This is a genomic window from Fannyhessea sp. C0108B2 (assembly GCF_056583915.1).
Map to the genome: position 1 here is coordinate 170,241 of NZ_JBWPJQ010000002.1, position 15,423 is coordinate 185,663.

Consider the following 15,423-nt stretch of genomic DNA (forward strand, 5'->3'; position numbering starts at 1 on the left):
AATTCCATTTTGTGATACACTTCTTTCGGGCGATTGGCGCAGTGGCTAGCGCAGGTGCTTTACACGCACAAGGTCGGGGGTTCAAATCCCTCATCGCCCACCATTTTTTTATTTTTCCCTTTTATAAAATCTTTTACTTCCTAAGCGTTCTGTTTTGTATCAATATGACGCTCGCGATACAGTTCAAGTGTTTGCGCGTCAATCAACGCCTGAACAACGCCTGGTCGTGTGGTGCTGTAGCCTGCGGCATAACACGCGTCGTCTAAAGCGCGCTCAACAGTATCATTGCTCAGTAAGCTTGTTGCAAACGCGCAGATAAATGCATCGCTTGCACCAGTTGTGTCGATCGTTTTGAATGCATGAGATGGCGTATGAATATGTGAGGACGCCGAGAAATAATCGCAACCTTTTTCGCCGCGTGTAACTATGACATGAGGAATCCCCAGGTTAAGTAACATATGTGCTTGGTCAATCAATGCGTTTTGCGTCGTTTTCGCGCTGCGGTCATCACGGTGAGGAGTATGTGCCTGCACGCAATGTTTGAGCGCGCGACACAGCGTGGCAAGCTCGTGTTCGTTGGGGATAATGTAATCAATATAGGTTGCCATGCGCTTTGGAAATTCCGTAAGTGCCACCGGCTTAAAAATAACCTGCGCTCCCTGGCGTTTTGCCTCTTTGCAAGCCTGTTCGGCTGCATCAAGTGGAACTTCGGATGGAATAAGACACAAAGACGCGTTTTTAAATAGATGTTTGCGCTCAATTATGTCTTGAGCACAAAGTTTGCTATTGGCGCCTGTAAGAATGGTGATGGTTGACGCGCCCTGTTTATCTACACAGATGTATGCCTTGCCCGTTTGCTCGTCTTTTGTGCGGACCACGCCTTTGGTATCTATATTCCAGCGGCTTAACTCTTTATAAATCATGCTTGATTCGCTATCGTCGCCAATATTGCCAATAAGCACGGCTTTATGTGCAAGTTTAGCAACACCAATAGCATAGTTAAGACCTTTTCCTCCAACCGAAATATGCGATGTGGTTGTGGTTACGGTTGAACCTGCTCCAGGAATATGATCCACTAAAAGCTGAGTATCAATATTGATGCTTCCAACAATTACAATTCGTTCGTGTTGATTATTTTGAGGCGAAGCAATGCTCGCTCTGGTGGTAAGTGCGTTATACGTGGGGATAAAGTTGAACACGGCGTCTGAGGCAGTGTCTTGCTTGCGCGCACATCCATCGTCATTAGCAACTGATTGATTTGCTATTTTTAGCTGTTGCGCTATATATGTTCCAAAATCTTTATAACTTATGCTGTATGCACTTATAGGCGTATTCAAATAGGAATACACCACAGAGGTGCAACCATTTGTGTTTGCAGCGCCCGTATCTGTTTGTGGCTGCTCGTCTGCGCTTTGTGGCGCGTGTTCTGCATCGCTTTGCAGACATACAAGCGAAAAATCCTGCGGCGCTTGTATGTGAAGCGTATAAAGCTGCGTACGAAGGTCTTGCGCTTGTTGCCATGAAGCACATACCACGGCTGTTATATCGCCGTTTACAAGTGCTTGCAACAGTTCATTGCACACGCTTGTATAACAGTTTTGTTCTGCAAGCATAATTTTTCGCTGAAAAAGTATCGAGGCGTATCCCTGTATAAACGCGCGTGGAGTTTCTTTATCGGTAAGACACGCAATATGGCGATGACCAGCCAAGATAAGCTCGGCGCTTAGGTCGTGCGCCAGTGTTTTAAAATCAATGCTATAGTTGTGCTTGCCACCATCTTTGCCAAGTTTAAGCACCTCAATGTCGTGCTTTGCACAAAGACTATCTACAGCTGCGTTAGTTGATGTATGTGTAGCGTCGAGTGGCTCCCAGATGAGCGCACTTATATTTGATTGTATAAGCTCTGTAATGCTCTGTCCTTCACGGGACTTTTCGCTCGTGTATACCACAAGGGTAGAGATGTGATGCTTATGCAGCGCCCTTATTATGCCCGATACCAAACACATATTCTCTTTTGTTTCGCGTACACAAACACCTACAAGCCATGTGTTTCGTTGCGCGGTAATACGTGCATAAGGGGTGTAATGATATTTTTTAATGGTATCTAATACCACAGAGCGTGTTTGGCTGCTAATATTTTGGTCTTTACGATTAAGGATTTTTGAAACGGTTGTTGGCGAAACGCCTGCTAACCGTGCTATATCTTTAATGTTCATGGTATTCCTTAGAACGCTTATCGCCCATGCTTGGACATGGAAAAACTTCATATCTCAATATCCAAGCGTGCACGCTTTATGTTACCAGTAAAAATCCTCAGTTGCTTATACTTTCTTAAGAAATATACCGTTGACGGAATAAACAGAGCCACTCGTGGATGCGCACGATTGGTGCGTTTTTGCATGCAGCTAGTATAGTAAACAAGATTAGGAAATCATTTTCCTAAACACGGAAGATTACATCGCATGAGCAACTGATAACATAAGTTTTATACGCAGATACAAACAAGCGTAGTACTGTGTGTTATAGATTGCGCGTGCAGTGTTACAAGGTATGGTGATATATGAGTAAAGTTGTGGTGCTGGGCAGCATCAATATGGATGTGTCCATAGAATCAGAGAGAATGCCGTTAGAAGGCGAAACGCTTTCGGGCAACAATTTGCTTATTAACGCTGGAGGAAAAGGCGCAAATCAGGCGGTGGCGTCTGCACGTGCAGGAGTTCATACCCATCTTATTGGATGTGTAGGAACCGACAGTTTTGGTAAAGAGTTGCGCACCAGCATGGCTCAATCAGGTGTTGATATTCAAGAGGTAACAACAACTAGCTCAACAACTGGCATGGCAATTGTCCTGCGTTCCCATGGAAACAACAGGATTATTATTAATCACGGTGCAAATGAGTTTGTTACACCACAATTTGCACATGCGGCACTTTCGCGTGTTGCACAGCCGCACGACATTTTTTTGACGCAATTTGAGTGTCCAGCTCAGGCGGTAGAGTCGTCCATAGAGTTTGCTCATGACCATCACATGATCACAATTGTAAATCCGTCTCCCGTGCGCTCTATTAAGCCATCGCTGTATAAAAATATCGACATTTTATGCCTTAACGAAACCGAATGCATGAGCTTATTTGACATTAATCCAACCATGGACGCCTCTACTATGTGCGCACTTACAAAGGTTTTGCAACTTGGTATGAAAACTTTGGTTGTAACATTGGGCGCTGCAGGATGTTTGCTTGTTTCGCACCAGCATCAACTCTTTGCGCCTGCATATTCGGTAAAGGCCGTAGATTCAACAGGCGCTGGCGATACCTTTGTTGGCGCAATGAGTGCTTGTCTTGCAAAAGGCGTGCACATCGAACAGGCAATAAGCTTTGCTCAAGCTGCGGCTGCGCTTTCAACTACGCGCGTGGGCGCACAGGTGTCCATTCCAACCTGTGATGAGGCCGAAGCGTTTCAGCAAACTCACGAATTGGCCAAGCTTGCCAGTTGCGTATAAGACGTTATATGAATCTTGTAGGTTGAGCAGTTGATACCATGCATTCTGGTACAAGTGCTCGTATGAAGTGCCCTGAGTTTTAACCATTATGTGTGTATATGTAAAGGTCGTCATCGTTGAAAGGAACTGCTATGGCGAAAACACCAATTATTTTAGACACCGATCCAGGTGTTGATGATGCAGTGGCTTTAGGGCTTGCGCTTGCATCGGATACAACAGATATAAAGCTCATTACTACTGTTGGTGGTAACGTAACGCTTGAGAATGTAACAAATAACGTGCTTAAACTTTTACATTTTTGGCATGCGCATGTTCCAGTTGCAAAGGGAGCCCAAGGTCCACTTGTGCGCAAGCTTACAACTGCCGCAAATGTTCACGGCGAATCGGGTTTGGCAGGATATGAGTTTGAAGGTCAAGCAGATGAATGTTTGCTCGATGACGCGGCTCCTGTTGCAATGCACAAAGCGCTTCATGCAAGTAAAGAGCCTTTGACCATTGTGGCAATAGGGCCTCTTACCAACGTTGCTCTTTTGTTGCGTGTGTATCCTCAAGATCAAGAGCTTATTAAACGGATTGTAATTATGGGCGGAACATGCACGCGTGGCAATAAAGGCGTTTTGTCCGAGTTTAATATTGCCACCGACCCCGAGGCCGCAAAAATTGTCTTTTCATCAGGTATTCCTTTAGCTATGGTTGGGCTTGATATTGGTTGGAAGGCAACGATTCCTGCAAACGACATCCTAACAATTAAAACGTTTGGGAAAACGGGCAAGATGGTGTACGACTTGTTTAGTCATTATCGTTCGGGTTCAATTAACACCGCGCTTAAAATGTACGATCCAACAGCTATGGCATACTTTCTTAAGCCAGAATTCTTTAAGGTTGAAAAAACATTTGTTGACATCGAGCTTGCAGGCACGCTTACCGCTGGTTGTACGTTGGTTGACTTTAGAGGTTATCTGCATGGAGAGCCCAATGTTGATGTCTGTACCGATATTGATGTTGAAGCATTTCGTTCGTGGTTTGTTGAGCAGCTTGGTATTTGCGAGCGTAAGCGCGCCGCGGCCTCAAATTAGCTAACAGTTTCGTGGATGCAATTACCGTAATGTAAGTTCGTACATGTCGTGCATGTGCTTGTGTCGTAAGGAGAGTGGTATGGAGCTTATAGTAATGTATGTGATAGCGGCACTATCCATCGGCATTATCGGCTATATGCTGGTAAAAAAGATGGACATCAAAATTACGCTGTTTATCATTGGTTTAGTGCTTATGTATGTTGCTATCGCAACAGGTCATGGATTAGCGATTAAAGATTTTAAGCCAAGTTCAACTCCGCTTTTGGATCCTTTGCTTGCCATTATTGTTACGTTTAAATCAACGCTTACGGGTGCAGGCCTTGTTATGCTGTTTTTAGGTGGCTACACCTCATATATGAGCTCAATTGGCGCTAATGATGCAACCGTGAGCGCGCTGGCAAAACCTATTAAACGTGTTCGGTCACCATATATTTTGGTGCCAATTGTCTTTCTGTTGGGTAACGTTTTATCGCTGGTTGTTCCAAGTGCATCAAACTTGGCAATTATTTTGCTTGCAACGTTGTATCCAGTGCTTAGAAAATCGGGTATGTCGGCTTTAACTGCAGCCGCAGTTATTGCAACAACAGCCACCGTTATGCCAACACCTTTAGGAGCCGATAACGTTGCTATTACAGCAGAGTTGGCAAAGTATCCAATGTTTGAAAACCTTACGGTTTCTCAGTATGTTTTTGGATACCATGCAGTGGTTTCTATTCCTACCCTTATTTTTATGGCGGTTGTTCACTACTTCTGGCAAAAATTTATGAGCAAGCGCGCTGCTCAAACAGCTACCGCGCAAAATGCAAGTAAGTCCAATGATCAAGCTGATGAGTCTGCAGATAAGTCGCACACTGCGCAGCAAAACTCTGATACAGCAAAAGACGAGCTCAAAGGCGGCTTCTACGCACTCTATGCATTTTTGCCCCTGTTACCAATTGTGCTGTTAATTGTGGCGTACATCGCAAAAATTTGTTTAGGCGTAGCCATTACGATGAGCGTAGAGCTCGCAACTCTTATTTCGTTTGTAATTGCGCTTATTTGTGACGCAGCAAGACGTAAGGATATGCATGAAGCACTTGGCAAAACCGAAACTTTCTTCAAGGGCATGGGTTCAACACTTCCTATTATCGCTTTGTTGGTTGCTGCAATGATTTATGTAATTGGACTTAAATCTATTGGCCTTATTGCTTCGCTACAAGCAATGATGACTGGTATGAGCGGTAATGGTTTAGGATTTGTACTTCCGCTTATTCTGGTTGGTCTTACCGCGCTTATCGTGCTGCTTTCTGGTTCGGGTGTGGCACTCTTTTACGCAATGGTTCCGCTTATCCCGGCTTTGGCTCAGGCAGCAGGAATATCTCCTATTGCCATTTCAGTTCCTATGGGATTGGCAGGAAACTTGCTGCGTGCGGTATCTCCTGTGTCTGCGGTTATTATGATTGTATCGGGTACTACCAAGACCAACCCTATCGACGTTGTAAAGCGCGTCAGTGCGCCTATGCTTTTGGGTTGTGTGTTCATGTTCATTCTTTCGATGATACTGTTTATCTAGGAAGATTATTTAGGAAGATATGATTACTTTACATTGTTAAATGTAAAGTAATAGAACATATGTGCCAAACAACGCCTATATTACGCTTGTAGTATAGGCGTTCCTGTTGTGCGCAACTTTCTTAACACAACCTCATCATCGCAGTCGGTAATTATGGCCGAAAAATCGGTTATAGTTGCAAAGCGATACAGTTCTGCTCGATTAAATTTATTTTTATCTGCCAGCAAGAAGGTATATGAAGCATTGTGGATAACTTTTTCTTTTACGGCTCCGCCGTCAATATTGTCGCATGATACCGCCATTTGATCCAAATCTATGCTGCCTGCGCCAATAAATGCTTTAAGGAACAAGAGCGGTTCGAGTAAGCTGATAGTTTCGGATCCTACAAAACCATTGAGCTTTATGTTAAGAAAACCACCTGTTGCAAGTGTTGTTATGTGCGGTGCGTCAGAGAGGATTTTAATAATATCTAACATGTTGGTAGTTACAATAACATGCTTGTTTCCCTGTGCTAAAAGCCGTGCAAGCTCTATGTTGATGCGCGATAAATCCAAAAAAATCGAATCTCCGTCGTTTATTTCCAAATAAGCGCGCTTTGCAACCGCCCATCTGTTGGTGTCAGCATGATCTTGTGTTCTTGAGTCTTGCGCTGTTTGTGGTTCAGGTGAAAGAGCATGGTTAAGTGAAGGTATAAGCTCGTCAACGCGTTGTTTTGTACGCTGACTGTTAGGACGAGCAGAAAGTTTGGAATCAACGTTGGGATGCAAAAAATTGTTAAGCGCGCTCACATCAGCACTCTTAAGCGCACCACCATACACGCGTTTGCATAAACCGTGTTTATCAAGATATTGAAGATCTTTACGGATGCTGTCACAGCTAACTCTATAATGGGCGGCTAGATCTTCTACTTCTACACGGCCTTGTCTATCGAGCAGGCGCAAAATCTCTGTATGGCGTTCTTTTCGGAACAACGTTTCCTCCTTTCTCGTCTAGACAATTTAAGTGTAGCGTACTTTGTGAAATGAGTTATATTTTCTTGAGCACTACACGTTTATTCAATTTCTTGTAAACGTAAGAAGTAATCATAAGAAGTAAACATAAGAAACCTTGATTATGCACAACCCCTCAAGGATAATTTGCACACAAAAGTGATGATCGTCTTTTGTATGCTCAATATTAAGCTTATGTTGCATATTAAAGAGCTATGGGAGTTTGGACAAGTTAGCCGTACTTTTACGCTTGAAATAAGACCGCTGACGGAAAATCAGGAAAGAACAATAAAAAAATGTGTCAATATTACGAACTAATTGTTACACTAAGAGCTGTCTTAAACGACGGTTTTCATATTTTTGCACGCATACGAACTATTTGAAGGAGTTTACGCATGACTATGAAAGAAATGCTCAAGCTGAAAAACATACAAATTGTTTCGGCGTGCAAAGACTGGGAAGATTCTATTCACGTTGCCGTCCAGCCGCTTGTGAATGATGGCAGTGTCACGAGTGCCTATATTGACGGGATTATTGCAAACGCGCATGAATTTGGGCCATATTTTGTTTTAACTCCCGACCTTGCACTGTTGCATGCGCGTCCTGAACAAGGCGTTATACATCAGCAGCTTGCGGTTACGGTGGTACGTGAAGGAGTTGTCTTTAAGGAGGGTAATGCTCCTGTTCGTGTTTTGGTGACACTTGCTGCGCAAAATCCTAACGATCATATTGACGTTATGCGTATTCTTGCAACCATGTTTGCTTGTGAGGCAAACATTACCAGCATTGCACAAGCTCAAACAACACAGGAAATTTACGATTTATTTATCAGCGCTTCAGCGTAAGGCGCACACATTGCTCGTGTTGGTAAAGCAGTAGTAACAGAGCAGATAAAACAGTGCCAACTATGCGCTTTACATAAGAAGCTCGTGATAAATCCAATTATGGTGTGCGCCGTTTTTAACATAAAGCGCGCATACATAGAGAAAGGAAGTCAGATGGCAGTACTTGAGGTTATCATTAACATCTTGTCTACACCTGCTATTCTTGTAGGCTTGCTTGCGTGTTTGGGCTTGTGTTTGCAAGGAAAACCAGTTGAAGACATCGTTAAAGGTACACTTAAAACCATTGTTGGTTTCTTGGTGTTAAGTGCAGGTGCGAGTTTTTTGGTAGGAAACTCTCTAACGGGTTTTGGTCAAATATTTAACTATGCGTTTAATATGCAAGGTGTTGTACCAAATAACGAAGCCGTTGTTGCAGACGCGCTTAAGAACTTTGGTGTTAGTTCGGCTGTTATTATGGCAGTAGGAATGGTTCTCAACATTGTTCTTGCTCGTTTTTCGCGCATGCGCTACATTTTCTTAACAGGTCATCACACGCTTTATATGGCATGTATGATTGCGGTTATTTTAGGTGGCGCAGGTCATCTTGAAGGTTGGATGCTCTATCTTGCCGGCGGTTGCTTGCTTGGTTTTATTATGGTGCTGTCACCTGCATATTGTCAGGTAACGTTTAGAAAAGTAACAGGAAGCGATTCAGTGGCACTTGGTCACTTAGGCGGACTTGGTTACTGGCTTGCTGGTGTGGTTGGCCGCTGCTTTGCCAATGACCCTCATCGCAAAAGCACCGAAGAAATCAACTTCCCCAAACGTCTTATCTTTTTACGTGATACAACGGTTTCAATTGGATTAACGATGGTTATTTTGTTCTTAGTGGTAACAGGTATTGCTGTTGCACGCGGAATTTTAACCGAAGGTCCAGCGTTACTCGCTGCAGATCCCAAAGCATTTGACGCTCAGTTTGGCGCATTAAAAGGGCTTATGAACATTGGTTCCGAAACAGTTAACAACTGGATCGTATGGGCCATTACAGGAGGCTTGAGCTTTGCTGGTGGTGTCTACATCATCTTAAGTGGTGTTCGTCTTATTATTGGCGAAATTGTTCCTGCTTTCAAAGGCATTGCCGATAAGCTAGTTCCAGGTGCCAAACCTGCACTTGACTGTCCCGTTGCATTTACATATGCACCTAATGCGGTAACCATTGGATTTATTAGTTCATTTGTTGGTGGCATTGTTGGACTGTTTATCCTTGGCGGATTAAACGCTATGATTCCTGTTGCTCTTATCTTGCCTGGCGTTGTTCCTCACTTCTTCTGTGGTGCTACCGCAGGTGTATTTGGTAATGCAGAAGGTGGTGTAAAAGGTTGTGTTGCCGGTGGTTTTGCACACGGTTTGCTTATTACATTCTTGCCAGCTATCTGCATGCCAGTGTTTAATGCTCTTGGTTATACAGGCGCAACTTTCTCCGATGCCGATTTCTCTTGGATGGGAATCGTATTTGGTAACATTATAAATTATGCAAATGGTTCGCTCTTAATGCTTATTTGTGTCGTTGTTTACATTGCTCCTATTTTGTATAACTTCCTTGCACCTAAACCAAAGACGCAGGCGTAAGAAAGTGTTACCGTGGCGCTAAGAAGGCTTTGGCGAGTGTTTAACATCAAGCGAGGTCAGCTGGCCTCGCTTGTTTTATCGGTGGGCTTATAAAGGTACAAGCCTACAAATGTATTGTGTTATATCTCTGTTTACCGTAAGTGCAAACATGTGTTCAATAAAGTTCAGAGATAATAATAGTGTAATAAGGTTACAGCCCTGTGATACGGTAGGTGTAGAGGGCGTCCAAGTACATTGTAAGGGGTTGCTATGAGTGTACATAAGATTTTATGTTGTTGCGGTTCCGGATTGGGTTCAAGCCTTATCGTTCATATGAATGCGGAAGACGCTGTTAAAAAGCTTGGTCATCCCGAAATTGAAGTTGATCATACTACCATTTCTGACATCAATCCTCAAGCTGCCGATTTATTTATTGTCGGTAATGATTTAAAGGATTTTATGCAAGGTATTCCCGATGAGAAAAAAGTAGTTCTTATAAATATTTTAGACAAGGCAGAGCTTGAACAAAAGCTGGCACAACATATCGGATAGTCGTTGTTTTGTGGGTAAATAATTCAATTTTTATAACAGCTAGATATATAGAGCGTGCAAAACAGTGATAGAACAGGAGTGTTCCGTGGAGGATAGGGAATATAAAAAAATTAAGCTTTTAGCAACAAAAATTCGTCGTGACGTACTTGCCATGCTTCAGCACAGAGGTTACGGACATGTTGGTGGTTCGCTTTCATTAGCCGACGCTTATGCTGTGCTTTATGCAAAACACTTACGCCATCGCCCCGATGATCCTCACTGGGAAGACAGAGATCGTATTGTTTTGTCAAAAGGACACGCAGGTCCCGTTATGTATTCAACACTTGCCGAGCGTGGATTCTTCCCTAAGGAATGGCTCTTTACCTTAAATGATGGCGGAACACGCCTACCTTCTCATACCGATCGTCTTAAAACACCTGGTGTTGATGCAACAACTGGTTCTTTGGGTCAGGGGACTTCGCTTGCAGCAGGTATTGCCTATGCTCTTAAGAAGAAGCATTCTTCCCGTAATACCTATCTTTTTGTAGGTGACGGCGAGCTTAACGAAGGTCAGTGTTGGGAAGCGTTTGAGTTCATTGCTGCGCATCGCCTTGATCGCTGTATTGTGTTTATAGACGACAACAAAAAGCAGCTAGACGGTAGAACTAAAGACATTCTTGACCCGTTTGACTATGTAGACAAAATGCGCGCCTTTGGTTTTTATACACAAAAGGTTAATGGTCAAGATATTATTGCGCTTGATGAGGCAATTACTCGTGCAAAAGACCAGCACAATCAAGCCAATGCTATTGTGCTTGACACCATTAAAGGTGCTGGTGTTCCTTACTTTGAAGAAACCGAAATGAATCACTCGATGAAATGGAATAACGACGAAATCAATAAAGCTACCGATGAAGCAATTGCGCGCTTTGACCAAGAAATTGCTGCGCTTGCCTTTGCGCTCGAAGGAGAAAGCCTTCCTTGCGCTTGCAGCGGTCTAGATGATGGTGAAAGTTCTTGCGCCACACAAAATCTTTCTTAATATGAGTAGCTACAGAGAGTGAGGAATAATGTTTAAACTTGCAAAAGATTGTAGAAGCGCAGGAAAACCTTATCGTGACACGGTTGTTGATACACTGCTTGACCTGATGAAAGCAAATGATCGTATTTTATGTTTTGATGCAGATTTAGGTGGCGCAAGCGGAACGCTTAAAATTCAAAAAGAACGCCCCGAGCAGTTTGTAGAAGTGGGTATTGCCGAGCAAAACATGATGGGTATAGCGGCGGGCATGTCGTCTGAGGGGTATATTCCATTTTGTCACACCTTTGGGCCTTTTGCTACGCGTAGATGCTTTGACCAAATTTATCTGTCGGGTGGATATGCGCACAACACTATCAATATTTGGGGTTCCGACCCTGGCTTTACCGTAGGGGCTAACGGAGGAACGCACACAACCTGGGAAGATATAGCGCTTATGCGCATGATTCCGGGTTCGGTTGTTACCGATGCGGCAGATCCCGTACAAATGGAGTGGATTATCCGCACGTTTGCAACTTTGGAAGGTGTGCACTACGTACGCTCGGGAAGAAAAGCCTCGTACAGCATTTATGAGAGTGGTTCTACCTTTGAGCTTGGACGCGGAAATGTTCTTCAAAAAGGTAGTGACGTTCTTATCATAAGCGCTGGTCAGCTGGTTAAAGATGCGCTCGATGCTGCAGAAGAATTAGAAAAACAAGGCTTGTCGGTAGAAGTTATTGACATGTTTTGCATTAAGCCGCTTGATAAAGAGCTTGTGTTAAGCGAAGCTGCAGGTAAACGCGCTGTAGTAACTTTTGAAAATCATAGTGTTAACGGTGGTTTGGGATCAAGTGTTGCCGAAACTCTTGTAGAAGCGCAAGTATGTGTCCCATTTAAGCGTATTGGTGTAAACGAGCAGTTTGGTCAAGTTGGCACTGCCAATTGGCTTCAAAAAGAGTTTGGCCTTTGTGCTTCAGATGTGGTAAAGACGGTTAACGCTTTGCTTGCTCACTAACTTGGGCATTTGTTACATTGTTCGTTTTATAATACGACTCTCTTAAGATAGCTTTCGTGCAAAGAACGCCCCTTGTTTTAAGAACAAGGGGCGTATTTGTAAGCTATGTTAGCGGCGTTTGTTAAGTGGCAACGCTTTTAAGAGGCAATTAAAACTTTACCTCAGGAACATTGCGTGCGCTTTCGCTTGTAACAACAAAGCCTTCGCGTTTGTCAAAGTGGAAAAGTCCTGCAAAAATAACGCCAGGAAACGTGGTTATGGCGTTATTAAACATAAGCACACAGTCATTAAAGCTCATGCGCGCATAGCTAATTTTATCTTCGGTATCGCTTAGCTGAGATTGAAGCTGCTGAAAATTGGCATTTGCTTTAAGGTCGGGGTAGCTTTCTGCAACGGCAAACAAATGACCAAGTGTTTGCGTAAGGGTGTTAGAAGCATCCATCTTTTCTACGGGAGTAGCTGCGCTGTTAACAGCTGCACGTGCGGCAATAACGTTTTCAAGCGTCTTAGATTCGTGCGTGGCGTAGCCTTTTACGGTTTCAACGAGATTAGGAATAAGATCATTTCTACGTTGAAGCTGCGTATCAATAGTTTGCCATGCGTTGTCGCAACGGTTGTTCAGCTGGACAATGTGGTTATACATCATAACTGCAATAAGCAGCACAACCACAATTATGCCGACAATTATAAGTGTTTCAGGCATGGTATCTCCTGTTCGCCTTGTTGTGTTTGATAATTTTGTTGTACATAAATCTTTATTATACACGTTGCTGAGCAGTTTTGAGATGCGGCATATGGTTACGAAGTAATCTAACAACGCAAGATGGAGCGGCTGATGAAATACAGGTTATATGAAGTGCATAGGCATTAAAACGTAATTTACGTGCGATTTGCGTGCACTTTATACGCGATTTGCGCGCGCAAACAACTGCACGTTAATCTGGGAATATTGCAAAAAATTTGTGTAAACGTGATTGAGTAAAAATGGCGGAGGGGGAGGGATTCGAACCCTCGGAACGGGGTTGCCGCTCAACGGTTTTCAAGACCGCCGCATTCGACCACTCTGCCACCCCTCCGTAGCTGCCTAGCTTCTGTACGTGCGATGAACAAAACGAAATAAGTACATAAGCTCTTGCACAGCTTTTATAGTGTACAACATTAAGCTCTATAAGTGTACAAAAACTTATATCTTTTTGATTTTCGTGTAAAATTTAAGGATACGAAGCTTGCACGCATGCTATGTGCTTGCTCTTGCCGCAAAATGACGTGCCGTTTTGGGGAAAAATTTGTAAGGAATTATCGATGACACACACGAGCTCTTGTTCTAATAACACAACAACCAATGAGACGCTTTTACAGCGTACGCATGCTGACTGCAAGCAGCCGTTGCACCATGTGTACGACTCGCGCGCGTTTGATACATTGGCTGCTACGGCGCCTGATACGACAACACATCCGAATCCATGTGACGCCGAGGATTTTTGCGACCTTGACACATACTATATGCAATGCGCCCTTGCACAGGCTCAAAAAGCAGCTTTAGAGCAAGAGGTCCCTATTGGAGCGGTTGTTGTTTGCAACAATACCATACTTTCGGCAGCACATAATTTACGCCAACACAGCCACAACCCTAGCGATCATGCAGAATTTATTGCCATGTTGCAAGCAGCAAAGAAGCTTGATTCATGGCATCTTGAGCACTGCTGTGTATATGTAACGCTTGAGCCTTGTCTTATGTGCGCAGGTCTTATGCTCAACGCGCGCATTGCACGCTGCGTTTTTGGTGCATACGATCAAAAAGCAGGAGCTTGCGGAAGCCTGTATAACGTAAGCAATGATTTTAGGCTTAATCACTCCTTTGAGCTAAAAGGCGGCGTTTTGGCTGATGAAAGTGCAAATCTTCTGCAACAGTTTTTCAAACATAAGCGTGCGCATGACTAGCGTAGTTTGAGTCTTTGCGCACATGATGGGCGAAAGACCCGATACATTTTTACACGCTTAGCACGAGAGCAAAGACTCCACGCGGTAGGATTTTGCAATCTTTAACGCTAAATTGCTGGCAACTAACACGTTGTTAGCTACAACACGAGGATCTTCTTCGTCTTCGGGAATGAGATACACGTAGGCAAATTGTGTTTGCATAGAAGCAATAACCTTATGCAAAATACTGCCAGAAGACATGTCAAGTGGGGAAATGATATTGGCTAAATATACGCCGTCTGGGCGCAGACGGTTTTTAAGTAAGCGCGCGCCCTCTTGATTTGCAAGCGAGATCAGCGCGTTTTTTCCAGCAAACGCATCGTTAATGATTACGTCGTAGGTTTCTTGAGTGTGTTGCAGATAATGCACACCGTCGGCATGGATAATGCGCGCGCGACATGTGCTTGGTTGCTGCCCCTCTAGGCACGCAGGATAGCTGAGCTCTTGATATGAGTTTTTGCAAAAGGTATCAAGCGTTTGTTGTAAAAAGAAAAATCGCTTGGCAAGTTTTGTAATAACAGGATCAATTTCTACCACGCTCACCTGCATGTTTGGGTAGTGCGCCCACATCCATTTGGGGAGCGAATAACCCCCTGCGCCTATGACTAGAGTTTTACCTGATTCTTTATGCGCAAGCTTTACCAATTGCATCATGTACTGATGATAGATGCATACCAGTTTATAGCGCAGCTCTTTTTGCAGGTAGCATACCGACTGAAATTTGTTACCTACGTTCAACAACCTAATGGGCGTTTTTTGTTTATCTTGTGAATCAAAAATCAGCACGGGGCCAAATTTACTTTTTATGAAGAGATGGGCCCCACGCATTCGTAAGATAAGGTAAAATAGTGCCAATATACCTGTGCTCACTACACAAGTCCAACCGCTTATCGTAAGAAGTGATGTAAGTATATTGTGCATTATTAAAGAAAACTCCTTATGTTAGGCATAATGGATAAAATCTAATTGTTATTTTGCAGTTGGCTCAGCTATACTAACTTGTGCAAACTTGTACATCGCATACTATTGTACGCTAAAACAGGTAACATCAGGTATGTGTAATACGTGGACGTATTGGAGGCATATATGATTCTGGGTATGGGTCCTTTGGAGCTTGTTATTGTGGTAGCCATTGTTTTGGTTATTTTTGGGCCTAAAAATCTTCCAAAACTCGGAAGTGCATTGGGTAAAACCGTTAAAAGCGTTCGCGAGGGTCTTGATGATTCAAGCGATGACACCAATAAAAAAGACGAAAAAGCAAAAAGCTCTGCTAAATCTCAAGAAGCAGAGGATGTTGTTGTTGAGGACAGCAAAGAGCACTAGTCTTG

The 15,423-nt window shown here is 43.5% G+C and carries 14 protein-coding genes and 2 tRNA genes; 11 read left to right on the forward strand and 5 right to left on the reverse strand.

Annotated features, from left to right (window positions below):
* The first annotated feature begins 27 nt into the window (after positions 1 to 27).
* Positions 28 to 103 (forward strand) — tRNA-Val (locus AC1DBT_RS01735).
* A 37-nt stretch (positions 104 to 140) separates the two neighbouring features.
* Here the strand turns inward: AC1DBT_RS01735 and AC1DBT_RS01740 are convergent.
* Positions 141 to 2,216 carry a PfkB family carbohydrate kinase gene (locus tag AC1DBT_RS01740; protein WP_480018355.1) on the reverse strand — a complete coding sequence of 692 codons (2,076 nt, stop codon included), beginning with the start codon at positions 2,214 to 2,216 and terminating at the stop codon, positions 141 to 143.
* A gap of 344 nt (positions 2,217 to 2,560) precedes the next feature.
* Here AC1DBT_RS01740 and rbsK point away from each other — a divergent pair, with 344 nt between their 5' ends.
* The 3 genes from rbsK (at position 2,561) to dcuC (ending at position 6,130) form a co-directional block, all read left to right on the forward strand.
* Positions 2,561 to 3,502, forward strand: a complete 942-nt coding sequence (gene rbsK / locus AC1DBT_RS01745; protein WP_480018356.1) for a ribokinase — start codon at positions 2,561 to 2,563, stop codon at positions 3,500 to 3,502.
* A 131-nt stretch (positions 3,503 to 3,633) separates the two neighbouring features.
* Positions 3,634 to 4,578, forward strand: a complete 945-nt coding sequence (rihC, locus tag AC1DBT_RS01750; protein WP_480018357.1) for a ribonucleoside hydrolase RihC — start codon at positions 3,634 to 3,636, stop codon at positions 4,576 to 4,578.
* A gap of 79 nt (positions 4,579 to 4,657) precedes the next feature.
* Positions 4,658 to 6,130, forward strand: a complete 1,473-nt coding sequence (gene dcuC / locus AC1DBT_RS01755; protein WP_480018358.1) for a C4-dicarboxylate transporter DcuC — start codon at positions 4,658 to 4,660, stop codon at positions 6,128 to 6,130.
* A gap of 80 nt (positions 6,131 to 6,210) precedes the next feature.
* Here dcuC and AC1DBT_RS01760 read toward each other — a convergent pair whose 3' ends face one another.
* Complete coding sequence (locus AC1DBT_RS01760) at positions 6,211 to 7,101, reverse strand: DeoR/GlpR family DNA-binding transcription regulator (RefSeq protein WP_480018359.1); 891 nt, start codon at positions 7,099 to 7,101, stop codon at positions 6,211 to 6,213.
* 413 nt (positions 7,102 to 7,514) lie between these two features.
* On the opposite strand from AC1DBT_RS01760, the gene AC1DBT_RS01765 reads away from it, so the two are divergent.
* The 5 genes from AC1DBT_RS01765 to AC1DBT_RS01785 all read left to right on the forward strand — a co-directional run bounded on the left by AC1DBT_RS01765 (position 7,515) and on the right by AC1DBT_RS01785 (position 12,115).
* A complete protein-coding gene (locus tag AC1DBT_RS01765; RefSeq protein WP_480018360.1) occupies positions 7,515 to 7,964 on the forward strand; it encodes a PTS sugar transporter subunit IIA in 450 nt (149 codons plus the stop codon).
* Between the two features lie 153 nt (positions 7,965 to 8,117).
* On the forward strand, positions 8,118 to 9,572 hold the full coding sequence (locus tag AC1DBT_RS01770) for a PTS ascorbate transporter subunit IIC (RefSeq protein ID WP_480018361.1): 1,455 nt from the start codon (positions 8,118 to 8,120) through the stop codon (positions 9,570 to 9,572).
* Between the two features lie 249 nt (positions 9,573 to 9,821).
* Entirely contained in the window at positions 9,822 to 10,103 is a 282-nt protein-coding gene (locus tag AC1DBT_RS01775) for a PTS sugar transporter subunit IIB (protein WP_006302322.1), read from the forward strand.
* Positions 10,104 to 10,188: 85 nt separating this feature from the next.
* On the forward strand, positions 10,189 to 11,124 hold the full coding sequence (locus tag AC1DBT_RS01780; protein ID WP_480018362.1) for a transketolase: 936 nt from the start codon (positions 10,189 to 10,191) through the stop codon (positions 11,122 to 11,124).
* Between the two features lie 28 nt (positions 11,125 to 11,152).
* Entirely contained in the window at positions 11,153 to 12,115 is a 963-nt protein-coding gene (locus tag AC1DBT_RS01785) for a transketolase family protein (RefSeq protein ID WP_480018363.1), read from the forward strand.
* 148 nt (positions 12,116 to 12,263) lie between these two features.
* On the opposite strand, the gene AC1DBT_RS01790 is transcribed toward AC1DBT_RS01785, so the two are convergent.
* On the reverse strand, positions 12,264 to 12,818 hold the full coding sequence (locus AC1DBT_RS01790) for a LemA family protein (RefSeq protein ID WP_480018364.1): 555 nt from the start codon (positions 12,816 to 12,818) through the stop codon (positions 12,264 to 12,266).
* Positions 12,819 to 13,100: 282 nt separating this feature from the next.
* Positions 13,101 to 13,191, reverse strand: a tRNA-Ser gene (locus AC1DBT_RS01795).
* A 226-nt stretch (positions 13,192 to 13,417) separates the two neighbouring features.
* Here AC1DBT_RS01795 and tadA point away from each other — a divergent pair.
* Positions 13,418 to 14,056, forward strand: a complete 639-nt coding sequence (gene tadA, locus AC1DBT_RS01800; protein WP_480018365.1) for a tRNA adenosine(34) deaminase TadA — start codon at positions 13,418 to 13,420, stop codon at positions 14,054 to 14,056.
* Between the two features lie 57 nt (positions 14,057 to 14,113).
* Here tadA and AC1DBT_RS01805 read toward each other — a convergent pair whose 3' ends face one another.
* A complete protein-coding gene (locus AC1DBT_RS01805) occupies positions 14,114 to 14,881 on the reverse strand; it encodes a spermidine synthase (RefSeq protein WP_480018366.1) in 768 nt (255 codons plus the stop codon).
* 300 nt (positions 14,882 to 15,181) lie between these two features.
* On the opposite strand from AC1DBT_RS01805, the gene AC1DBT_RS01810 reads away from it, so the two are divergent.
* Positions 15,182 to 15,418, forward strand: a complete 237-nt coding sequence (locus AC1DBT_RS01810; protein WP_010241907.1) for a twin-arginine translocase TatA/TatE family subunit — start codon at positions 15,182 to 15,184, stop codon at positions 15,416 to 15,418.
* Positions 15,419 to 15,423: the final 5 nt, after the last annotated feature.